Consider the following 21,169-nt stretch of genomic DNA (forward strand, 5'->3'; position numbering starts at 1 on the left):
CCCGTCACGTGACACGACGTGAAGGTTCCCGCGAGTCGCGAGCTCCGGCACCGCAAGTCGGGAGTTCTGGCACCGCGAGTCGGGAGTTCCGGCACCGCGAGTCGGGAGTTCCGGCACCGCGAGTCGGCAGTTCCGGGCGACCGAGTGTACGACGTCGGGAGGCCCGGGGTCAGGTCGTGTCGCGGGTCAGGCTGTGGAGCGTGACCCCGTCCTGCCCGGTCGGCCGGCTGGTGACGGTCCAGGTCGCCCGGGCGTCGGCGAGGAACTCGGGGGCCAGCGGTCGGCCGGGGTCCGTCAGCCACACCTCCCGCGCGAGCCGGGGGAGGACCGCCAGCAGCTCGACGACGTTGCGGTGCCCGTAGAGCAGGTCGGCGCCGAGCACCAGGTCGACGGGCGCTGACGCCGGGTCGGACCAGCTGCGCGCCACGGCCCGCAGCCCGAGGTCGTTCAGCTCGGCGCTGCGCCGGACCAGGCCGATCGCGGTCGACGACAGGTCGGTGGCGAGCACGTCGGCACCCGCCCGCGCCGCCGCGAGGGCGGGGAGGCCGAGGCCGCAGCCGATCTCGAGCACTCGCGTTCCGGACGGGATCGCGGCGGCAGCGTGCGCCAACGCGATCCCGCTCGGCCAGATCTCCGCCCAGTGCGGGGGCAGCAGCTCGTCGCCGAGCTCGTCGAACGGCACCTCGATGCCGGGTGCCGGTCGCACGACGACGATCTCGCCGCCCGGCAGGGCCAGCGACTCCTGCACGACCTCGATCACACCCCGACGCTGCCGGGTCCCACGGGTTCCGGCAAGCCCACGATCATGTGTCCCGGAATCGCCGACTCCGCGACCCGAAAGTGCCGACTCGCGGTGCCAAAGCTCGCGACTCGCGGTGTCAAAGCTTGCGACTCGCGGTGCCGGAGATCGCGACTCGCGGTGTCAAAGCTCGCGACTCGCGGTGCCAAAGCTCCCGACTCGCGGTGCCAGAACTCCCGACTCGCGGTGCCAAAGCTCCCGACTCGCGGTGCCAAAGCTCCCGACTCGCGGTGCCGGAGCTCGCGACTCGCGGGAGGCGACAGCGCGACTCGTGGGGGCCACGGCGCGACTCGCGGGCCCATCTCCGCCCCGCCTCCGCGCCGAACCTCCCCTCACCTTCCGCCCGGGTCTCACCTCACCTCACATCGCCCGCTCTCGTCACGACGTGGTCGACGAAGCCGTAGGCACGGGCTTCCTCGGCGGAGAACCAGCGGTCGCGGTCGAAGTCCTCGGTGATCCGCTCGACCGTCTGGCCGGTGTGCTCCGCGATCAGCCGGGCGATCTCCTCCTTGTTGCGCCGCAACAGCTCCGCGCGGATCCGGATGTCGGTCTCCGCGCCCCCGACCCCGGCCGAGGGCTGGTGCATCAGCACCTTCGTGTGCGGCAGCACGTACCGCTTCCCGCGCGTCCCGGCGGACAGCAGGACCTGGCCCATCGACGCGGCCAGCCCCATCGCGTAGGTGGCGACGTCGCACGGGATGAACCGCATGGTGTCGAGGACGGCGAGCCCGTCGTGCACGGAGCCGCCGGGCGAGTTGATGTAGAGCGAGATGTCCGCCTCGGAGTCCTCGGCCGCGAGCAGCAGCATCTGGCCGGCGATGCGGTTGGCGATGTCGGCGTCGACCTCCTGCCCGAGGACGACGATCCGGTGGGTCAGCAGCCGCTCGAACACCGAGTCGGCGAGGCCGGGCGCGGAGGCGGGTGCGCTCATCCGGGCCGGGGACAGTGGGCCCGACAACGGCGTGGCGGGCAGGTGGAACGGCGGGTTCGGGGACGGGATCGGGACGGGCACGGGTGCCTCCTCGCGGGACGACGCCGCGGACCGCAGCGCGGTGCGACGACGGCGGGACCTGACCCGGCCGACGCTAGGGTCGGCCGGGCCACCGGGAACCCTGCTTCGCCCACGGCGAATCCGGGACCTGCGGTTTTCGCCCACCGTGAACGCCCGGCCCGGTCGGCCCGCGGCCGGCACGGCCCTTGCGCCACCACGGCGCCGCCCCGGCGACGAATCCAGGCAACGCGTTCACCTACGTCGCCGTCGACACCCGGTCAGACCGCGACCGGCCTCCGCCGCAGCACCACGACCACTCCCACCGCCGCACCGACGAGGACGGCGCCGGTGACCGCGAGGGTCGCGGCGTCGGGGGCGATCAGCGACTGCCCCCGCAGCGCCTGCCACGTCACGACCGCGAGCAGCCCGGCGTAGGTGGCCGCGGCGACCCCGATCACCCCGGCCCGGACGTCGACGGACCGCAGCACCGCGACCCGCGCGGCCAGCAGCTCCAACCCGACGAGCACGAGCGGGAGCACCTGCAGTGCGTGCATGCCCACGAAGTGCGGGATCCGCAGGTCGCCGGCCTCGGTGCTCCAGCCGAGCAGCGGCAGGCCCGCCCCGCCGTCGGCCAGCCCGACGGTGTGCGCCCCGGTGATCCCGGCCGCGGCGGTGGGCCCGGCGATCCCCGGCAACGTCATCAGGACCCCCAGCCCCATCCCGACGACGGCGAGCACTGCGCCGGCACGGACCGCCCGGCCACGGGCGGATTCGAGCCCGCGGACCCGGTAGAGCTGGGCCGCGGCGTACAGCGAGGCGAGCCACACGGCGACGATCGAGACGGCCATGATCGTGAAGAGGGTCGAGTTGAGCGGGGTCGTGCGGTTGAAGTGGCTGGTGGTGCCCCGCACGACCTGCAGGACGATGATCACCAGCTCCACCCCGAGCAGCACCGCGGCGACGGTGCCGGCCCGGTGCGTCCACCGGGCCGCCTCGGGCCGGTGCTCGCGGACGAGGGCGACGAGCCAGGCCCAGGTCACGGCGTAGATCAGGGTCGAGAGGGCGAACTTGGTGGGCTTGGCCCAGATCGGCAGCCCGGTGAGCACCCGGTCGTCGGCGACGAGCCCGACGAGGCCGACGACGCTCAGCGCGGCCATCGCGACGGCGAGCACCATCAGCGGCCGGTGCCAGCCGAGGGCGCGGCGGAGGGTCAGGGACGGGACGGATCCCGTGGTGGCGGGCATGGCGTCTCCCGGGAGGGCGGTGGGAACCGTTGGGCGGACACGTGCTCCTGCGCGAGCCGGCGGAGGGCGGCGAGCAGCCGCTCGCCGAGGACCGTGCCGACCAGCGCGGTCTCCACGCGGGTCTCGGGGTCCTCGACGGCGGTGACCGTGTCGAGGTCGGCCTCGGCGATCCGTTCGGCGGCCTCGGCGTAGACGTCGGCCAGGCCGGTGAGCCGGTCGCCGGTCACACGCTGCATCGTGGCGAGGACGTCGATCGCGGCCCGACGGGCCAGCGGGTCCGGCGAGAGCCGCCAGCCCCGCTCCGCGACGATCGCGTCGAGCCGTGCGGCGGCGGCCGCGTGCAGGGGGTCGTCGACGGCAGGCGCGGGCGCGTCGGCGGCGTCGATGGTGAGGCCGAGGGTGTCGTGCAGCGGGACGGCCGGGTCGTCGATCGCGGCGAGGACGGCCCGCACCGCGGCGATCGACAGGCCGCCGACCTCGACCAGCGACCGGACGAGCGCGAGCCTGCGGACGTGCTCCTCGCCGTACCGCGCCTGGTTCGGCGACGTCGTGACCTCCCCCCGGGGGAGGAGCCCCTCGCGGAGGTAGTACTTGATCGTCGCGACCGGCACCCCGGTCACGCGGCTCAGCTCGGCCATGCGCACGACCGATACTATAACTATCCGATAGCGGAGCTGTCCACTATTTCTCGAGCGCCTTGCGGAGCAGGTCGGGGATCGGGTGCTTGCCGGAGCCGTCCGTGGCGATCACGACGTAGACGGTGCGACCCACGCAGGTGACCTCGTCCCCGCGGCGCACCTCGAAGCGCAGGTCGAAGCTGGTGGTGCCGATCCGCCCGGCCGACACCGCGATCGCCACCGGGTCGCCCCAGCCGACCCCGGCCCGCCAGTCGATCTCCGACCGCACCAGCTGGACGTCGTACCCCGCGGCGACCAGGTCGGCGTAGGCGAGCCCGGCATGGGCGAGGAAACCGGACATCGCCTCGTCGAACCAGGCGAGGTACCAGGAGTTGAAGACGACGCCCTGCTGGTCGACCTCGTGGTACCGGACGTGCCACGGATGGACGTACTCCTGCGCCGTCGCCACGCCCGGAGCCTAGGCGTGCCCGAGGGGGATCGTTCGCGGCGGGTGATGCCGCACCGCGCCCGGCCGGACGACGGTGGCCCGACCAGCGCCGTCGAGGAGGAGCCCATGACCGAGACCGCGATCGCCGACCACGGACTCATCGGCGACCTCCACACGTCCGCCCTGGTCAGTACCGAGGGCACGGTCGACTGGTTCTGCTGCCCGCGCGTCGACTCGCCCAGCGTGTTCGGCGCCCTGCTCGACGACGAGCGCGGCGGCCACTTCCGGCTGGCCCCGGTCGACCCGCACACCTCCCGGCAGATGTACTTCCCGGACTCGGCCGTGCTGGTCACGCGGTTCTTCACCGAGTCCGGCGTCGGCGAGGTCGCCGACTTCATGCCGGTCCTGGGCCGGCACGACGGCGGGAGCCGGCTGGTCCGGATGGTGCGCTGCGTGCGGGGGCGGATGCGCTTCGCGGGGCACATCGCGCCGCGCTTCGACTACGGCCGGCGCGCCCACCGGACCGAGGTCACGGATCAGGGCGCGGTGTTCGCCACCGACGCGCTCACGTTGACCCTGAGCCCCGTCCGCGAGCCGGAGGACCCGCGCATCGCGCAGGTCGAGGTCGAGGAGGGCGACGTCGGGTTCACCCTGGAGCTCGCCGCCGGCGAGCTGCGCGGGGTGGTGCTCGAGGCCGACGCCACGGACCCGCCGCGCGAGATCAGGGTCGAGGAGATCAACCGGCTCTTCGACGACACCGTGGCCTTCTGGCACACCTGGCTCTCCCGCTCCACGTACCGCGGGCGGTGGCGGGAGATGGTGAACCGGTCGGCGATCACCTTGAAGCTGCTGACCTACGACCCGTCGGGCGGGCTGGTCGCCGCCCCGACCGCGGCGCTGCCCGAGCAGGTCGGCGGCGAGCGCAACTGGGACTACCGCTACACCTGGGTGCGCGACGCGTCGTTCTCGGTGTTCTCGCTGCTCAAGATGGGCTTCGTCGACGAGGCGTCGCGGTTCGGCGGGTGGCTGGGCGACCGGGTGCGCGAGCGCGTCGGTGGCGAGGGCGGCCCGCTGAACATCATGTACCGCGTCGACGGCTCCTCGGACCTGAAGGAGGAGATCCTCGAGCACTGGTCCGGGTACCGCGGCTCGGCGCCCGTCCGGATCGGCAACGGCGCGGCCGAGCAGCTCCAGCTCGACATCTACGGCGAGGCCGCGGACAGCATCGCGGCGCTGGACCGGGCCGGGATCCGTGCCCCGCACCGCGGATGGCAGGCGATGACCGAGGTCCTCGACTGGCTCTGTGAGCACTGGGACCAGCCGGAGGAGGGGATCTGGGAGACCCGCGGCGGCCGGCAGTCCTTCACCTACGGCCGCGTGATGGGGTGGGTCGCGCTCGACCGCGGCATCCGGCAGGCGATCGAGTCCGGCCGCCCGGCGCCGCTGGAGCGCTGGCGCGAGGAGCGGGACCGGATCTACCGCCAGGTCATGGAGCGCGGCTGGAACGCCCGCCGCGGCGCGTTCGTGCAGCACTACGACACGGAGGTCCTCGACTCCTCCCTGCTGCGCATGGCGACCGTCGGCTTCATCACGCCGGAGGACCCGATGTGGATCTCCACGCTCGACGCGATGGAGGCCGAGCTGGTCACCGACAGCCTGGTGTACCGCTACGACCCGGCCGCCTCGCCGGACGGGCTGCGCGGCTCCGAGGGCACGTTCTCGTTGTGCTCCTTCGCCTGGGTCGACGCGCTCGCCCGGGCGGGGCGGCTCGACCAGGCGCGGCAGGCGTTCGAGAAGATGCTGACCTACGCCAACCACCTGGGCCTCTACTCCGAGGAGATCGCCCTCACCGGTGAGCAGATCGGCAACTTCCCGCAGGCGTTCACCCACCTCGCGCTGATCGACGCGGCCACCACGCTCGACGCCGCGCTGGACCGCCGGCGCTGAGGGGAGGACACCGTGTGCCTGTTCGTCGGACTGCTGCTGTTCGGGCCGCGGATCGTCGACGTGCTGTGGTGGCTCGTCGACCCCGTGCGCTGGAACGCCACCTTCGACACCGTCCTGTGGCCGATCCTCGGCATCGTGTTCCTGCCGCTCACGACGCTGATCTACGTCCTCGTCGCGCCCGGCGGGATCCACGGGTTCGACGCCGTCTGGCTGGCCCTCGCCTTCCTGATCGACCTGTCGGGGTACGCCGGCAGCCGGCGCTACGGCCGTCGGGGGAGGAGGGTGACGGCCTGACGGGATCACCTGCGCGAGGTGATGCGACCGGTCGGCGGGGCCGGACGATGGACCGTGCCTGGGGGAGGTGCGGCCGCCGCGTGGGACGGCCGCGCCGGGAGGGGGTTCCACGTGCTGCTCGTCCTGCTGGCGGTCACGCTCGGCCTGCCGGTGCTGCTCATGCTGGCCGTTCTGCTGCTCGCCCGGCTCGAGGCGGCCCTGCTCGTCCCGGCGCCGCGCCGGCCCGCGCCCGGCGCGGCGCGGAACCCCCGGTCGCGGGCCGCGGCGGTCGTCAGGCCGCGGGCCCGTCCCGCCCGGGTGGTGCCGCGCCCGGCGCCCGGGCCGACACCCGGCCCGGCGCTGCCGTCCTGCCGGACGGCCCGCCCGCGCGTCCGGCGGTCCTGACGCCGCCCGTCACCCGCCGTCCTTCGTGGTGGCCCGCTGCACGGCGCCGAGCAGCAGCTTCGCCACCACGCCGACGGCGAGCAGTCCGGTGACCATCTGCGTCGTCACGACGATCCGGGCGACCTCCGAGACGGGCGTGATGTCGCCGAACCCGACCGTCGCGAAGACGGTCATGGTGAAGTACAACGCGTCCGTGCGGTTCATGCCCTGTGTGAACGAGGCGGGCGCGGCGGTGGACATGACCGTGTAGACCGACGCGTAGAGCAGCAGGAGTGCGGGCAGGCCGATCATCGCGGTCTCGGCCGCGCGCAACCGGGGCACGTCGGACCGGATGATGGCCCGGGTCTGCCACACGACCGCGAGGGCGAGCGCGACGAGGCCGGCCACGAACCAGAACAGGGTGCCCGGATTGATCCCCCGGTCGAGGGGGGCCCGGTAGTAGACGACGACCAGCAGCACGGTGGTGAGCACGGAGCGGGTCAGCGAGGCCACGGCCTGGCGCCGCCGGGACCCGAGGCGCTCCGGGCGGCCGTTCATCCGCCGTGTCCGGCCGGTCGCCCCACGCCTCCCACCCGGTGCCTCCCTCCGCGCGAGCGGCCAGTCTCGCCGCGGATCCGGGGCGGCGGGTCACCCGCCGGAGGTGGCCCCGGTCTGCGGCGAGCGCCGCGCGGGCGGGTGCTCGGAGCGCTCCCGGATCGTCCGGTTCACCGCGCGCCCGAACGCCGTGACCACGCCCTGCACCGTGACGGGCTTGAGCCGGGAGAGCGCCGCCGCCAGCCGGGACCGCTGCTCGGCGGGGCGGCCCGCGTCCCGGTACGGCTGCAGGACCTCCTCCTGGAACAGCGTCATCAGGTCGTCGGCGAGCGCGGAGGTGTGCCGGTCGATGACCTCGCGGGAGCGGCGCCAGAAGTCGGCCGGCAGCCCGAAGTCCAGCGCGTCGAGCCCCGCGCCGAGCGCGATCGGGCCCTGCACCCGGTAGCGGTCCCCGCCCACCGGCTCGACGGCGCCGTAGGCGACCAGCTCGTCGACGGCCCCCTCGTCGAGCCGACGCCCGGCCCTGGCCTCCAGCCCGGCGTGGTCGACCTCGTCGAGCTGCTCGGGCGCCCACGGCGTGAGCAGCGCGAGCTGCAACGCGAGCTCCTCCGGCCCGGCCGAGTGGGGGAGCCGCTCGAGGTGCCGCTCGATCGCCGTCAGGGTGAACCCGAGGTCGGAGAGCTCGGCGACCAGGAGCAGCCGGGCGACGTGGTCCGGCCCGTACAGCCCGGTGCGCCCGCGCAGCTGCGGCGGCGGGAGGAGGCCGCGACCTGCGTAGTAGCGGATCGTCCGCACCGTGGTGCCGGTGCGGGCGGCCAGCTGGTCGACCGTGAGGAGCTCGGGATCGGGTCCCGCAGGCGCTGGTGCTGCCATGGCGGCAGGTTACGGCACGGGTTGACCCATGTGACAGTCCTGCTGTAACAATTCTGCTGTCACGATCGGACGCGGGGCGGCGCCACCGCCTGCGCTCCGGGCAGACTTCTTCACGAGAGGGTTCGCATGAGCGAGATCCCCGAGGCGTACGTCTACGACGCGATCCGGACCCCGCGGGGACGCGGGAAGGCCTCCGGCTCCCTGCACGAGGTCAAGCCGGTCTCCCTGGTCATCGGCCTCATCCAGGAGCTCCGCGCCCGGTACCCGGAGCTGGACCCGAACGTCATCGACGACGTCGTGCTCGGCGTCGTGTCCCCGGTCGGCGACCAGGGCGGTGACATCGCCAAGACCGCCGCCATCGCCGCGGGGCTGCCGCACACCGTCGCCGGCGTGCAGCTCAACCGGTTCTGCGCGTCCGGCCTGGAGGCGGTGAACACCGCCGCCCAGAAGATCCGCTCCGGCATGGAGGAGATGGTCCTCGCCGGTGGCGTCGAGGCGATGAGCCGCGTGCCGATGGGGTCGGACGGCGGCGCCTGGGCCATGGACCCGGACACCAGCTACACCACCGGCTTCGTGCCGCAGGGCATCGGCGCCGACCTGATCGCGACGCTCGAGGGCTTCTCCCGCGAGGACGTCGACACCTTCGCCGTCGAGTCGCAGACCCGCGCCGCCAAGGCCTGGGCCAACGGCTACTTCGCCAAGTCCGTCGTGCCGGTCAGGGACCGCAACGGGCTGACCGTGCTGGACCGCGACGAGCACGTCCGCGCCGGCGCGACGCTGGAGAGCCTGGCGGGCCTCAAGCCGTCGTTCGAGATGATGGGCCAGGAGGGCGGCTTCGACGCCGTCGCGCTCCAGCGCTACCACTGGGTCGAGAAGATCGACCACGTGCACCACGCGGGCAACAGCTCCGGCATCGTCGACGGCGCGTCGCTCTGCCTGATCGGCACCGAGGCGGCCGGCAAGGCCGCGGGCCTCACGCCGCGCGCCCGGATCGTCTCCACCGCGCTCTCCGGCGCGGACCCGACGATCATGCTCACCGGGCCCGCCCCGGCCAGCCGCAAGGCGCTCGCGAAGGCCGGCCTCACGGTCGACGACATCGACCTGTTCGAGATCAACGAGGCGTTCGCCGCCGTGGCCCTGCGCTACATGCGGGACATGGAGATCCCGCACGACAAGACCAACGTCAACGGCGGCGCCATCGCCATGGGGCACCCGCTGGGCGCCACCGGCGCCATGATCCTCGGCACCCTGCTCGACGAGCTGGAGCGCCGGGACCTGCAGCGCGGCCTCGCCACGCTGTGCGTGGGCGGCGGCATGGGCATCGCGACCATCATCGAGCGAGTCTGAGGGGAACGACAGCAGTGACCGACCAGAAGGCCGTGCGCTGGGAGAAGGACTCCGACGGGGTCGCGATCGTCACCCTGGACGACCCGAACGCCAGCGCCAACACCATGAACGACGCCTACAAGCAGGCCATGGGCGAGGTGATCACCGAGCTCGAGGCCGCGAAGGACGACATCACCGGCGTCGTGATCACCTCGGCCAAGAAGACCTTCTTCGCCGGCGGCAACCTCGACGACCTGATCTCGGCCAAGCCGGACGACGGCCCGGCGGTGTTCGAGAACGTCACCGAGGTCAAGGCGCAGCTGCGCCGGCTGGAGAAGCTCGCCCGGCCCGTCGTCGCGGCGATGAACGGCACCGCGCTCGGCGGCGGCCTGGAGATCGGGCTGGCCTGCCACCACCGGATCGGGCTCGACGCGAAGGGCGTGGTCTACGGCCTGCCCGAGGTCACCCTGGGGCTGCTGCCCGGCGGCGGCGGCGTCACCCGCATCACCCGGCTGCTCGGCATCGCAGGCGGGTTCATGAACGTGCTCGCGCAGGGCCAGCGGCTCACGCCGGAGAAGGCCCTGGAGCTGGGTGTGATCCACGAGCTCGCCGCCTCGAAGGAGGAGGCGATCACCAAGGCCAAGGCCTGGATCGCCGCGAACCCCGAGGCGAGGCAGCCGTGGGACACCCCGGGCTACAAGATCCCGGGCGGCACCCCGTCGAACCCGAAGCTCGCCGCGATCCTGCCGGCCTTCCCGGCGAACCTGCGCAAGCAGCTCAAGGGCGCGCCGATGCCGGCCCCGCGCAACATCCTGTCCGCGGCCGTCGAGGGCGCCCAGGTGGACTTCGACACCGCGCTGCGGATCGAGAGCCGCTACTTCGTGGACCTGGTCGTCGGCCAGACGTCGAAGAACATGATCAAGGCGTTCTTCTTCGACCTCAACGCGATCAACGGCGGCAAGTCCCGCCCGGACGGGGTCGAGAAGTACACGCCGCGCAAGGTCGCCGTGCTCGGTGCCGGAATGATGGGCGCGGGCATCGCCTACGTCTGCGCCCAGGCCGGCTGGGAGGTCGTGCTCAAGGACGTCTCGCTGGAGGCGGCCGAGAAGGGCAAGGGCTACTCCGAGGGACTGGTCGCGAAGGGCGTCAAGCGCGGCAAGGTGACCCTGGAGAAGGGGGAGGCGCTGCTCCAGCGCATCACCCCGACCGCCGACTACAACGACCTCGCGGGCTGCGACATCGTCATCGAGGCCGTCTTCGAGTCGGTGGAGCTCAAGCAGGAGGTCTTCCGCGAGGCCATGAAGGTGGTCGAGCCGGACGCGCTGCTCTGCTCGAACACCTCCACGCTGCCGATCACCGAGCTGGCGGCGGGCATCGACCGGCCCGGGGACTTCATCGGCCTGCACTTCTTCTCGCCGGTGGACAAGATGCCGCTGGTCGAGATCATCAAGGGCGAGCGGACCTCCGACACCACGCTGGCGAAGGCGTTCGACGTCACCCTCGGGATCCGCAAGACCCCGATCGTCGTCAACGACTCGCGCGGGTTCTTCACCAGCCGCGTGATCGGGACGTTCGTGAACGAGGGCATCTCGATGCTCGCCGAGGGCATCGACCCGCAGACGATCGAGCAGGCGTCGGCCCAGGCCGGCTACCCCGCGCCCGTCCTGCAGCTGATGGACGAGCTCACGCTCACCCTGCCGCAGAAGATCCGCAAGGAGACGCAGGCGGCCGCCGGCGACTCCTGGGTCCCGCACCCGGCCGACGAGATCGTGGACCGAATGGTCGACGAGTTCGGCCGGAAGGGGAAGAGCTCCGGCGCCGGGTTCTACGAGTACGCCGAGGGCAGGCGCGTCCGGCTGTGGCCGGGCCTGCGGGAGCAGTTCGGGGCCACGAACCACGAGGTGGACCTGCAGGAGCTCTCCGAGCGCATGCTGGTGATCGAGTCCCTCGAGACCGTGCGCTGCTTCGACGAGGGCGTGCTCGAGACCGTGCCCGACGCCAACATCGGCTCGATCTTCGGCATCGGCTTCCCGGCCTGGACCGGCGGCGTGATGCAGTACATCGAGGGCTACCCGGGCGGGGTCGTCGGCTTCGTGAAGCGGGCGGACGAGTTCGCGGCCAAGTACGGCCCGCGCTTCGAGGTCCCGGAGTCCCTGCGCAAGCGCGCCCAGGAGGCCGCCGCGGCCTGATCGCGCCGTAGTCAGAAGCACCGGCGAACGGCGCTTTCGCTCACACCTAGTGCGCGAAAGCGCCGCTCGTGCCTCGTGGCTCAGCTTATTTTCAGGCAAATCGGGCACCCTGGGTAGGTGGCCGACTGGGTGTTCTCGATCGTCGACCGCCTCGGAGCCGCCGGGGTGGGGCTCCTGATCTTCCTCGAGAACGTGATCCCGCCGATCCCGTCCGAGGTGATCCTGCCGCTCGCGGGCTTCCGCGCCCGGGTCGGCGCGATCGACGCCCTGTGGGTCTGGCCGGCCGCGACCGCGGGGTCCGTCGCCGGGGCGCTGGTGCTCTACGGGCTGGGCGCCTGGCTGGGCTACGAGCGGCTCTACGAGCTCGCCGGCAAGCGCTGGTTCGTGCTGTCCAGCCGCAAGGACCTCGAGCGCGGGTACTCGCTGTTCGCCAGGCACGGCAGTGCGATCGTGCTGCTCGCGCGGTGCGTGCCGCTGATCCGCAGCGTCGTCTCCATCCCGGCCGGCCTCGCCCGGATGCCGCTCTGGCGGTTCACCCTGCTCACGGTCATCGGCAGCGGGGTGTGGAACGCCGTGTTCCTCGGGCTGGGCTGGCTGCTGGGGGAGAACTGGGAGCGGGTCGAGGGCTATCTCGCGCCCGTTTCCAAGGTCATGCTGCTCCTCTGCGTTGTGGGGCTCGTCTGGCTGGTCGTGCGCCGGCTGCGGGGCCGGAACCGGCGGGGTGGCGCACACCGCGCCCGGTGAGGTTGCCCCCGCGGGCGGGACGGGCGACGATCGCTCACCGGCGGACGGCGGAGGGGTGAGCGGTGACCACGGAGCAGGACTGGGCGGAGGACCGGCGGCGCTTCGCCTTGCCCGACGACCGGACCGTCGGGCCGCTGGCCGGCGAGTTCGTGGCGCTGGCCTCCGCCCTGCTCGAGGCGGGCACCGTGCGCGACGTGCTGGACCGGGTGATCCGGTCGGCGAAGGCCGTGGTCCCCGGGGCCGACCTGGTGAGCGTCACGCTGCGCGACCCGGAGCGCGGCTTCCACACCCCCGTCGAGACCGAGGAGCTGGCCACCCGGCTCGACGGGCTGCAGTACCGGCTCGACGAGGGCCCGTGCGTGGCCGCCACCCGGCGCGAGGGGATGGGCCTGGTGCACGTGGCCGACCTCGCCGACTCGCGGGAGTTCCCCCGGTGGGGCCCGGCCGCCGCCGCGCTCGGCGTGCGTGCCGTCCTGGCCGTCGGCCTGTTCCCCGAGGGCGACGCCCCGCGGATGGGTGCGCTGAACCTCTACTCGCGGGACGCCGGCGGGCTGGACGTGGCCGAGCGGGACGTGGCGCTGGTGCTGGCCGCACACGCGTCGACCGCGCTGGCCGCCACCCAGGCCTGTGCGGCGGCGGACCTGGAGACCGCGCAGCTGCGCCGGGCGCTGCAGAGCCGGGACGTGATCGGCCAGGCCAAGGGGATCCTGATGGAGCGCCGCGGCATCTCCGCCGAGGAGGCCTTCGACATCCTGCGGCGCACCTCGCAGGCGCTCAACGTCAAGCTCGCGCAGGTCGCCGAGACGCTCGCCAGCCGCCGGTCGGAGCTGTGAGCCGGCCCGTCATGAGCAGGTAGCCCAGCACCACGGCCGCCGACCAGGCCAGCGGCTCGACCACCCCGGCGTCGAACCCGCGGGCCGCGAGGCCGAGCAGGCCCGTCGCGCAGAGCGCCGTCCCGGTCCACAGGGAGGCCGCGGACCCGGCGGCCGGGCGGCGCGTCGACCGCGTCTCCAGACGGCCGGCGAGGCGGACCAGCCCGCACAGCACCGTCAGCAGCGCGGCCACCCAGACCGGGGCGCCGAGCAGCCAGCCGGCGCTCCACGGTTCCGGGGTGGACCGGCCGAACGCCAGGGTCAGCACGCCCAGCACCGCGACCAGCGCGGACATGTGCCAGAGGAACACCGTCATGGTGCGCGGGGCGAGCAGCGCCAGCGTCCGGGCGACCCGCGGCGCGGCCGCGGCGCGGACCAGCAGCGGGCGCAGCGCGAGCAGGGCACCGAGCTGGAACACGGCCAGGGTGACCAGGCACAGGGTCGGCGGGCTCATGTTCGACACGGGCGCGCCGGGCATCCCGATCATGCTGGCCGGGTAGGGGCCCGCGAGGACCAGCGCGGCGGTGGCCGCGAGCCCGGCGGCACCGACGCCGGCGGCCCGCGCCCCGGTCAGCCCGGCGAACCGGCCCTCGGCGTAGGCGATGCCGAGCTGATGCACCGCGACCCACACCAGCACGGCGTTGACGAACCCGACGACGGGCACGCCCGCGAAGCGCAGGGCGTCGACCGCGGCGGCGCCGGCCACCAGCGGCACCAGCACCGCGAGCCCGAACCGGGCGTGTGCGGCGACCATCAGCGGCGTCAGCGCGACCAGGACCAGCTGCACCACGAGGAACCACAACAGCTGCGGCACCACCCCGGCGGCGAGGTCCACCGGCTGGGTCGGCAGCCCGGCCGCGACCAGCAGCGCCGGCAGCGGCACCCAGACCGCGAGCAGCGCGAACACCGGCAGCACCAGGCGTTGCACCCGGGCCGTCACCCACGCCCGTGGGTCGGGCCGGCGGCCCGACGACAGTGCCCCGACCGCGCCCGCGACGAAGAACACCAGCGGCATGACCTGCCCGATCCACGTCCAGGCCCACGCGCCCGGCGCGGCCAGGGCGTTGCCCGCGCGCACCTCGGCGCCGTCCCACGTCACCACCGGCATGAGCCAGTGCTGCAGCACCACCAGCGCGATCGCGCCGCTGCGCACCAGGTCGAGCAGCACGTCCCGGCCCGCGTCCCCGCGGCCGGACGCCGTGCTCCGGTGCCCCTCGATGACGGCCATCGGTCCCCCTTCGTCCGTCACCGAGCCTCGCCGGACGGGGCCGCATGATCAGCGGGGTCAGCCGGTGTCTTCCCCGACGGCCCACCCGGCCGGCCGGGGTGGGGACAGCCCCACCCGTCACGCCGTCGGCGGCGGCCGGTGGCGCGGTGTGACAGCCTGACCTCCGTGATTCGCAACGTGGTGGTGGGGACGGTCAAGCCCGGCGTGCCGCGCGAGGAGATCGAGAAGGCCCTGCAGGCCCTGCTCGACCTGCGGGTCGAGGGCGTCGAGCTGCGCATGGTGGTGGGCGTCGACCTGGGGCTGCGGGAGGGCAACGCCTCCTACGCCCTCACCGTCGACCTCGACGACGAGGAGGCGTACCGGATCTACGACCGGGACGCCGAGCACAACCGGATCCGGCGCGAGCTCTTCGTCCCGATCTCGGAGAGCATCTCCCGCATCCAGTTCCGCCTCTGACGCCGTGTGAGTGGCGACAGCTGCGCCAGCAACCATCGCCACTCACGACGCTCCGAGCCCTGCTCCGGGCCTCCTCGGGCATCCCTGCGGGTCCGGCACTTCCGCCTGTCCGCTTGACAGCACTACCTCAGTGGCTGCATGGTTACTTACATGAGTAATGAACCAACGGACTGGGACAGGGCGGGGCGGTCGCCGTGATCGACGACGGGCGGCCCCTCTTCCTCCAGATCGCGGAGCAGATCGAGGCGTCGATCATCGACGGCTCGCTGCCGGAGGAGGGCCAGGTCCCGTCGACCAACGAGCTGGCCGCGTTCCACCGGATCAACCCGGCGACGGCCGCGAAGGGCGTGAACCAGCTCGTCGCCGACGGGGTGCTGTACAAGCGGAGGGGGATCGGGATGTTCGTCAGCACGGGCGCACGCACGCAGCTGCTGGAGCGACGCCGCGAGGAGTTCGCGAAGCAGTTCGTCGCGCCGCTGCTGGCGGAGGCCCGCAGGCTCGGGATGGACGCCGAGCAGATCAAGAAGATGATCGACGTCTGGGGGGACGACGAATGACGGCGGTGCGGATGCGCGGGGTCGTGAAGCGCTACGGCGGCTTCACCGCGCTCGACGACGTGAACCTCGAGCTCAGGGAGAACACCGTCCACGGCCTGCTCGGCCGCAACGGTGCCGGCAAGACCACCATCATGCAGATCCTGACCGGGCAGGGCTTCGAGACGGCGGGCGAGGTCGAGGTCTTCGGCCTGCACCCGTACGAGAACCCGACCGTGCTCGACCGGGTCTGCTTCATCCGGGAGGCGCAGAAGTACCCGGACAACTTCCGAGTGGGCGACGCACTGCGCACGGCGGGGATGCTCTACCCGAACTGGGACGCCGGCTTCGCCGCGTCGCTTGTCGAGGAGTTCCACCTGCGCCCGAAGCAGATGATCAAGAAGCTCTCGCGCGGCCAGCTCTCGGCCGTCGGGGTGATCATCGGGCTGGCCTCGCGGGCGCCGCTGACCTTCTTCGACGAGCCCTACCTGGGCCTCGACGCGGTCGCGCGGCAGCTGTTCTACGACCGCCTGCTCGCCGACTACGCCGCGCACCCGCGGACGATCGTGCTGAGCACGCACCTGATCGACGAGGTCTCCGACCTGATCGAGCACGTCGTGCTGATCGACAGGGGCCGGATCCTGATGGACGAGGACGCCGACGTGCTGCGCGGCCGGGCCGTCACGGTCACCGGGCCGGCGGCCGCGGTGAAGGCCTTCGCCGAGGGGCACACCGAGCTGCACCGCGAGGAGCTGGGGGGTTTCCTGCGGGTGACGCTCGAGGGCGCCGACCCCGACACCCGGCTGCGCTCCGAGGGGCTGGAGTTCGAGCCCGTCTCGCTGCAGCAGCTCGTGGTCCGCACGACCCAGCTCGCGACGGAACCCCGGCGCGAGAACCACGACGGCCGGGAGGTGGCCACGCGATGACGACCCCGACCGCCGCACTCGACTCCGTCCCCGCCGCCCTGGACTCGCCGGGCCGGCGCCGCCGTCCGCTCGCCGTGGCGCGGATGCAGCTGGTCAACCTGCCGGTGCAGCTGGGCATGCCGTGGCTGATCTTGGGTATCGCCTTCGCGATCAACCTGGTGATCTTCGCGCTGGTCCCGGATCCGCCGGCCGGGGAGCCGAAGGTGACCGGCGGGCTCCTGTCGATCTACATCTTCGTGATCGTCGCCCACCTGGTGACCATGACGCAGGTCTTCCCGTTCGCCCTCGGGCTCTCGGTGACCCGCCGCGACTTCTTCACCGGCACGGCGCTGTTCGTCCTGGCGCAGTCCGCGGTGCAGGGCCTCCTGCTGACACTGCTGCTCGCGCTCGAGCAGGTCACCGGCGGCTGGGGGATGGGGCTGCACTTCTTCGGCATCCCGTTCCTGACGCAGGAGAACTGGGCGCTGCAGTGGCTGGTCTACACGGTGCCCTTCGTGTTCTTCTCCTTCGTGAGCATCCTGGCGGGCACGATCCTCAAGCGGTTCGGCCAGCTCGGGATGTGGGTCGCGTCGGTGGGGCTGCTGCTGCTCGCCGGCGTGGCCGCGGTGCTCGTCACCTGGCAGGAGGCGTGGCCTGCGGTGGGCCGGTTCCTCGGCGACACGCCCGCGGCGGTGCTGTTCGCCGGATACCCGGCGATCGTCGCGGTCCTGGCGGCCTGTGCCGCCTACCTGTTCCTGCGCCGCGCCTCGGTGTAGCGCACGCGGCGGTGGGGGACCGCCGAGGGGGGAGCGGGAGGTCGTCGTCCCGGACGGGGGGTCCGGGGCGGCGGCCTCCGGCGTTCCCGGGACGACGGTCGTCACCAGGTCCGGACGACGACGTCGGGCTCAGGGGCGGTGGGGAAGTACCGGTGCTCCTGGGCGAGGAAGCGGGCGCGGTGCGGGGCGTAGCCCGGCCAGTCGGGGCGGGCGTGCAGCCGGCGCTCCCGCTCCCCGGGCGGGCAGTCCACCCGGATCGCGGTGCTGGTGAAGGGGCGCAGCGCGGCCGCGCCCGAGCCGCAGCCCTCCAGCACCACCACGGGCACGCACGGCTGGGTCCGCGGGACCGGCGAGCGCTCGTCGCGCTCCCAGATCCACGGCCACCAGAAGGCGGCGCGGCCGCGGAAGAGCGGCTCGGCGATCCACTCGCGGGCCAGCGGGATGGCGGCGGCGAGCCCGTCCCAGCCGGGATAGAGCTCCTCGATCGAGAGGACCGGGGCGTCGAGGGCCAGGCCGAGCCGGTCCGCGAGCGCACTCTTCCCCGAGCCGGACCAGCCGTCGACGGTGACGAGCCGGCACCCGCCCGGCCCGGGAGGAGACTCCCGGACGAGGTCGGGCAGGGCGCCGGCCGTCACCGTCACGACTGTCACGGCGTCAGCCTGCCGCGGCCTCCCGCTGCGCGGCGCGGTACCCCCGCCAGGCGTCGACCAGCAGGAACGCGAGCAGGCTGAGGCCGAACAGCGGGGCCAGCCAACCGATCGCCACCGCCACCAGCACGATCGCGAAGCCGACGGGCTGGCTCAGCTTCCGGAACTGCCCGCGCCCCACGAGCGGGGCCGGGCGGCCGGCGCCGGGCCGCCGGACCCACCACATGCGTAGCCCAGCAGGAGCCGAGCAGCCGGCGCCGGCCCTTCACCCCGCGCTCCGGCAGCACCAGGTCGGCCGCGTGCCGGACCCGCCGGGCGCGCCAGCGGGCGATCCACAGCACCAGCCCGCCGAGCGCGACCACCCACAACCACGAGGCCGCGAGCTCGGAGTAGAGCCGGCCCGGCTCGCCGAGCAGCAGGTTGCGGTGCAGCTGGTCGAGGGTCGTCCGGAGCGGCAGGACGCCGCTGGTGCCGTAGGTGACGAGCTCGCCCCGGACCTCCGCGGCGCCGGGGTCGACGAAGACGGTCCAGCGCTCGGACTCCCCGAGGCCCTCCTGGGTGAAGAGCACGGGTGGTGTCGCCGGGGTTCGGGGCGGGGCGGACGGCGTCGAGCGTGCCGGCCGGGTTCCTGGCGAGCGCTGCCCCGACCTGGTCGGCGAGCGGCAGCTCCCGGGAGGTGGCAGGGACGTGCAGCTGCTCGTCGTAGATCCACGACTCCAGCTGCGGGGCCAGCGCGTAGAGCACCCCGGTCACGGTCGCGACCAGGATGAACGGGCCCACGAGGAGCCCGGCGTAGAAGCGCATCCGCCGCGCCAGGCCCTTCCAGGCCGAGCGCCGGGCGGGCGGTGCAGTAGGTGTGGTCGGTGGGGAGGCGGTCCCCTCGGGGGTGGGTTCGGGCACGAGCGACATCGGGGTCTCCGGGTGGGAGGGCGCATGGGGGTGCGGGGGCACCGCCGGGCCCCGGGGAAGGTGGGACGACGGCGGGGAGGACGGGCGGATCCGGCCCGGGCCTTACGGCGCGGCGCCGCGACTCCCGTCGGCGACAGGATCCGTGCGGGGGTGGTCGACCGCGGAGGACGGGCGGCCGGCTCAGGCGGCGAGCGGTGGGCCGCGATGGACGATCGCGTGGCGCAGCCGCACACCCCGGACGCGGGGTGCGACCGGGGCGGGGCGCCGGACGACCGGTCCGGCAGGACGCGGGAGGATCCGCCCGACCAGGGCGGTGACCAGGGCGAACAGGGCCGCGAGGGCGCGGCGGGACAGCTCGAGGGCGCGGCGCTCGCCGCAGCGCAGCCACGGCGCGGCGACCGCGGCGGACACGAGGTGGGCGACGAGCACGATCCCGGGGCCGAGGCCGTCGTCGTGACCGTGGGCATGCAGGCCGATCGCGGTGACCAGCGCCGTGAGCGTGACCGCCACCGTCCGTGCGGTCCGCCCGCACGGCGCCGGACGGCGCGGGCCGCACCGGTGGGCGTGGTGGAGCACTCCGGACCTCCGCGGACGGCCGTCGCGTTCGGGCGTTCGGGGCGTTCGGGGCGTTCGGGGCGTGCGGCAGCGCCGATCACCGAGCGTGCACAACCGATCGCTGTCTGCGTTGGACCATACGGGCGAGCCGGACCCGGGAGCAGGACGCCCATCCGTGGTCGCGCTCACGGTCCGCCGCCGTCGTCGCCGGTCCGGGGCCCCGATCCGGTTCGTTCACCGCGAATTCGGTCGACCGCGGACCGCCCGCCCCCCAGACTCGAGGCCGTGTCCGTCACCCTTCGTCCCCTCGACGAGCCGCTGCTCGTCGCCCTGCTCGACGCCGCCGTCGCGGGAGCCGAGCCGGCCGAGGTCATGCCCCCGGTCGCCGGTGCCGCGGACTGGAGCGACGCGGCCCGTGCCGCCTTCCTGACCTTCCACCGCAGCCGGTCGGTCGGCGCGGTCGCGCCGGTGGAGCGGACCTGGGTGATCCTCGAGGGGGAGACCGTGGTGGGGGCGGGCCGGCTCGAGCCGGTGGCCGACGGCCTGGAGGTCGGGCTCTGGCTCGCCCGCGGCGCCCGGGGGCGGGGGATCGGCCACGCCGCCGTCCGCGAGCTGGTCGCGCGGGCCGGGGGGCGGCCGGTGGTCGCCGCGACCACCGCCGACAACGTGGCCGCGGTCGCGGTGCTGCGGGACCTGGGCGCGGTGCTGGTCGAGAGCGACGACGCGGTGCACGCGGTCCTGCCCGGCGGGCGCGTCGCCGAGGTGGCCGGGCAGGGCCCGGTGCGCTGACGTCACTCGGCTGCGGCCGTGGTGCTCGCGCCGTCCGCGGGGTAGGCCTGTCGGTATGAGGGCTGCGTACTACGACCACACCGGACCCGCGCGCGAGGTCCTGTCCGTCGGGGAGGTCGACACCCCCGAGCCCGGGCCGGGGCAGGTCCGTGTCCGGGTGCGGGTGTCGGCGGTCAACCCGACGGACGTCAAGACCCGGGACGGCACGACCGCCCGGCCGTTCCAGGGCGTCCGCGTGCCGCACCAGGACGGCGTCGGCGAGATCGACGCCGTGGGCGAGGGCGTCGACCCGGTGCGCGTCGGCCAGCGGGTGTGGCTCTGGCTCGCCTCGCCCGGCGGGCCGGGTCCCGCGCCGGTCGCCGAGTGGGGCACCGCGGCGGAGTTCTGCGTGGTCCCGCAGGAGCAGGCCGTCCCGCTGCCGGAGTCGGCGTCGGACGAGCTGGGCGCCTGTCTCGGCGTCCCGGCCATGACGGCGTACCACTGCCTGTTCACCGGCGGCTCCCCGGGCAAGTCGAACGTGCTGGTTGCGGGCGGTGCGGGCGCCGTCGGCCACTACGCGGTGGAGCTCGGGACCTGGGCGGGGGCCACGGTCGTCACCACCGTGTCGGGTCCGGAGAAGGCGGAGCTGGCCGCGCGGGCCGGCGCCGACCTGGTGGTGAACTACCGCGAGCCCGACGCGGAGCAGCGGATCCGGGCGCTGGTCCCGCAGGTCGACCGGGTCGTCGAGGTCGCGTTCGGGGCAAACCTGGACCTCGACCTGGCGCTGCTGGCCAATGGCGGCACGATCGTCACCTACGCCGCCACGCCCCAGGACCCCACGATCCCGGTCCGGCGGCTCATGACGGCCAACGCCGTGCTGCGGTTCGTGCTGCTCTACGCCGTGCCGCGCGAGGACCTCGTCACGGCCGCGCGCGAGATCACGGTCGCGGTGTCGGAGGGGGCGCTGAGCCCGCTGCCGGTGCACCGATTCGGACTCGACGACGTCGCCGCCGCCCACGAGGCCGTCGAGTCCGGCAGGACGGGGAAGGTGCTCGTCGACATCGGGTGAGCGCTGAGGTCCGACTCACCCGCCCGGGTGGAACGCGGGGCGCGGTGGGTAGCCCTCGGGT

At 73.7% G+C, this 21,169-nt stretch carries 24 protein-coding genes and 2 pseudogenes; 13 read left to right on the forward strand and 13 right to left on the reverse strand.

The window, feature by feature from the left end; all coding sequences use genetic code 11:
- Positions 1-169: 169 nt before the first annotated feature.
- The 5 genes from ACQP04_RS03915 to ACQP04_RS03935 form a co-directional block, all read right to left on the reverse strand.
- The gene (locus ACQP04_RS03915) at positions 170-760 is read right to left on the reverse strand and encodes a class I SAM-dependent methyltransferase (RefSeq protein WP_433505700.1); all 591 of its coding nucleotides are present in this window, start codon (positions 758-760) and stop codon (positions 170-172) included.
- Positions 761-1,154: 394 nt separating this feature from the next.
- Positions 1,155-1,730 carry a ClpP family protease gene (locus ACQP04_RS03920; protein ID WP_433508297.1) on the reverse strand — a complete coding sequence of 192 codons (576 nt, stop codon included), beginning with the start codon at positions 1,728-1,730 and terminating at the stop codon, positions 1,155-1,157.
- 338 nt (positions 1,731-2,068) lie between these two features.
- Positions 2,069-3,034, reverse strand: a complete 966-nt coding sequence (locus tag ACQP04_RS03925; protein WP_433505701.1) for a hypothetical protein — start codon at positions 3,032-3,034, stop codon at positions 2,069-2,071.
- Positions 3,001-3,672 carry a MerR family transcriptional regulator gene (locus ACQP04_RS03930; RefSeq protein ID WP_433505702.1) on the reverse strand — a complete coding sequence of 224 codons (672 nt, stop codon included), beginning with the start codon at positions 3,670-3,672 and terminating at the stop codon, positions 3,001-3,003. Before ACQP04_RS03930 ends, ACQP04_RS03925 begins: the two co-directional genes overlap by 34 nt.
- Before the next feature lie 43 nt (positions 3,673-3,715).
- Positions 3,716-4,120 (reverse strand): acyl-CoA thioesterase, encoded by a 405-nt coding sequence (locus ACQP04_RS03935; RefSeq protein WP_433505703.1) that lies wholly within the window; start codon positions 4,118-4,120, stop codon positions 3,716-3,718.
- A gap of 105 nt (positions 4,121-4,225) precedes the next feature.
- On the opposite strand from ACQP04_RS03935, the gene ACQP04_RS03940 reads away from it, so the two are divergent.
- The 3 genes from ACQP04_RS03940 to ACQP04_RS03950 are packed head-to-tail and all read left to right on the forward strand — an operon-like array spanning position 4,226 to position 6,724.
- Positions 4,226-6,046: a glycoside hydrolase family 15 protein gene (locus ACQP04_RS03940; protein WP_433505704.1), complete on the forward strand. Its 1,821-nt coding sequence runs from the start codon at positions 4,226-4,228 to the stop codon at positions 6,044-6,046.
- 12 nt (positions 6,047-6,058) lie between these two features.
- Complete coding sequence (locus ACQP04_RS03945) at positions 6,059-6,340, forward strand: hypothetical protein (RefSeq protein WP_433505705.1); 282 nt, start codon at positions 6,059-6,061, stop codon at positions 6,338-6,340.
- Between the two features lie 54 nt (positions 6,341-6,394).
- The gene (locus ACQP04_RS03950) at positions 6,395-6,724 is read left to right on the forward strand and encodes a hypothetical protein (protein ID WP_433505706.1); all 330 of its coding nucleotides are present in this window, start codon (positions 6,395-6,397) and stop codon (positions 6,722-6,724) included.
- 9 nt (positions 6,725-6,733) lie between these two features.
- Here the strand turns inward: ACQP04_RS03950 and ACQP04_RS03955 are convergent, their stop codons facing one another.
- Both ACQP04_RS03955 and ACQP04_RS03960 read right to left on the reverse strand, forming a co-directional pair.
- Positions 6,734-7,261, reverse strand: a complete 528-nt coding sequence (locus ACQP04_RS03955) for a potassium channel family protein (RefSeq protein WP_433505707.1) — start codon at positions 7,259-7,261, stop codon at positions 6,734-6,736.
- Positions 7,262-7,351: 90 nt separating this feature from the next.
- Positions 7,352-8,131 carry a MerR family transcriptional regulator gene (locus ACQP04_RS03960; protein ID WP_433505708.1) on the reverse strand — a complete coding sequence of 260 codons (780 nt, stop codon included), beginning with the start codon at positions 8,129-8,131 and terminating at the stop codon, positions 7,352-7,354.
- 126 nt (positions 8,132-8,257) lie between these two features.
- Between ACQP04_RS03960 and ACQP04_RS03965 the strand changes: the two genes are divergently transcribed.
- The 4 genes from ACQP04_RS03965 (at position 8,258) to ACQP04_RS03980 (ending at position 13,223) form a co-directional block, all read left to right on the forward strand.
- Positions 8,258-9,478, forward strand: coding sequence for an acetyl-CoA C-acetyltransferase (locus ACQP04_RS03965; protein ID WP_433505709.1), 1,221 nt, complete (start codon positions 8,258-8,260; stop codon positions 9,476-9,478).
- Between the two features lie 14 nt (positions 9,479-9,492).
- Positions 9,493-11,646, forward strand: coding sequence for a 3-hydroxyacyl-CoA dehydrogenase NAD-binding domain-containing protein (locus ACQP04_RS03970; RefSeq protein ID WP_433505710.1), 2,154 nt, complete (start codon positions 9,493-9,495; stop codon positions 11,644-11,646).
- A gap of 117 nt (positions 11,647-11,763) precedes the next feature.
- Positions 11,764-12,390, forward strand: a complete 627-nt coding sequence (locus ACQP04_RS03975) for a DedA family protein (protein WP_433505711.1) — start codon at positions 11,764-11,766, stop codon at positions 12,388-12,390.
- Between the two features lie 62 nt (positions 12,391-12,452).
- Positions 12,453-13,223, forward strand: coding sequence for an ANTAR domain-containing protein (locus ACQP04_RS03980; RefSeq protein ID WP_433505712.1), 771 nt, complete (start codon positions 12,453-12,455; stop codon positions 13,221-13,223).
- On the opposite strand, the gene ACQP04_RS03985 is transcribed toward ACQP04_RS03980, so the two are convergent.
- A complete protein-coding gene (locus tag ACQP04_RS03985) occupies positions 13,171-14,490 on the reverse strand; it encodes an acyltransferase family protein (protein WP_433505713.1) in 1,320 nt (439 codons plus the stop codon). The genes ACQP04_RS03980 and ACQP04_RS03985 overlap by 53 nt on opposite strands.
- Before the next feature lie 165 nt (positions 14,491-14,655).
- Here ACQP04_RS03985 and ACQP04_RS03990 point away from each other — a divergent pair, with 165 nt between their 5' ends.
- The 4 genes from ACQP04_RS03990 (at position 14,656) to ACQP04_RS04005 (ending at position 17,160) form a co-directional block, all read left to right on the forward strand.
- On the forward strand, positions 14,656-14,946 hold the full coding sequence (locus ACQP04_RS03990) for a Dabb family protein (RefSeq protein WP_433505714.1): 291 nt from the start codon (positions 14,656-14,658) through the stop codon (positions 14,944-14,946).
- 197 nt (positions 14,947-15,143) lie between these two features.
- Positions 15,144-15,503, forward strand: a complete 360-nt coding sequence (locus ACQP04_RS03995; protein ID WP_232873306.1) for a GntR family transcriptional regulator — start codon at positions 15,144-15,146, stop codon at positions 15,501-15,503.
- Positions 15,500-16,405, forward strand: a complete 906-nt coding sequence (locus tag ACQP04_RS04000) for an ABC transporter ATP-binding protein (RefSeq protein WP_433505715.1) — start codon at positions 15,500-15,502, stop codon at positions 16,403-16,405. The genes ACQP04_RS03995 and ACQP04_RS04000 overlap by 4 nt, the downstream gene beginning before the upstream one ends.
- Positions 16,402-17,160, forward strand: coding sequence for a hypothetical protein (locus tag ACQP04_RS04005; RefSeq protein ID WP_433505716.1), 759 nt, complete (start codon positions 16,402-16,404; stop codon positions 17,158-17,160). The genes ACQP04_RS04000 and ACQP04_RS04005 overlap by 4 nt, the downstream gene beginning before the upstream one ends.
- A gap of 101 nt (positions 17,161-17,261) precedes the next feature.
- On the opposite strand, the gene ACQP04_RS04010 is transcribed toward ACQP04_RS04005, so the two are convergent.
- The 5 genes and pseudogenes from ACQP04_RS04010 to ACQP04_RS04030 form a co-directional block, all read right to left on the reverse strand.
- Entirely contained in the window at positions 17,262-17,810 is a 549-nt protein-coding gene (locus tag ACQP04_RS04010; protein ID WP_433505717.1) for a hypothetical protein, read from the reverse strand.
- A 4-nt stretch (positions 17,811-17,814) separates the two neighbouring features.
- The gene (locus ACQP04_RS04015) at positions 17,815-18,033 is read right to left on the reverse strand and encodes a hypothetical protein (RefSeq protein ID WP_433508529.1); all 219 of its coding nucleotides are present in this window, start codon (positions 18,031-18,033) and stop codon (positions 17,815-17,817) included.
- A 118-nt stretch (positions 18,034-18,151) separates the two neighbouring features.
- A pseudogene (locus tag ACQP04_RS04020) lies at positions 18,152-18,376 on the reverse strand (PepSY domain-containing protein); the annotation flags it as partial.
- A gap of 64 nt (positions 18,377-18,440) precedes the next feature.
- Positions 18,441-18,716: pseudogene (locus ACQP04_RS04025) on the reverse strand (PepSY domain-containing protein); the annotation flags it as partial.
- 180 nt (positions 18,717-18,896) lie between these two features.
- Positions 18,897-19,226, reverse strand: coding sequence for a hypothetical protein (locus ACQP04_RS04030; protein ID WP_433505718.1), 330 nt, complete (start codon positions 19,224-19,226; stop codon positions 18,897-18,899).
- 330 nt (positions 19,227-19,556) lie between these two features.
- Here ACQP04_RS04030 and ACQP04_RS04035 point away from each other — a divergent pair, with 330 nt between their 5' ends.
- Together ACQP04_RS04035 and ACQP04_RS04040 are read left to right on the forward strand one after the other, a co-directional pair.
- Positions 19,557-20,060: a GNAT family N-acetyltransferase gene (locus tag ACQP04_RS04035; protein WP_433505719.1), complete on the forward strand. Its 504-nt coding sequence runs from the start codon at positions 19,557-19,559 to the stop codon at positions 20,058-20,060.
- A gap of 55 nt (positions 20,061-20,115) precedes the next feature.
- Positions 20,116-21,108 (forward strand): NADPH:quinone reductase, encoded by a 993-nt coding sequence (locus ACQP04_RS04040; protein ID WP_433505720.1) that lies wholly within the window; start codon positions 20,116-20,118, stop codon positions 21,106-21,108.
- Positions 21,109-21,169: the final 61 nt, after the last annotated feature.

Source organism: Pseudonocardia halophobica (assembly GCF_050948485.1).
Classification (GTDB): Bacteria; Actinomycetota; Actinomycetes; order Mycobacteriales; family Pseudonocardiaceae; genus Pseudonocardia; species Pseudonocardia halophobica.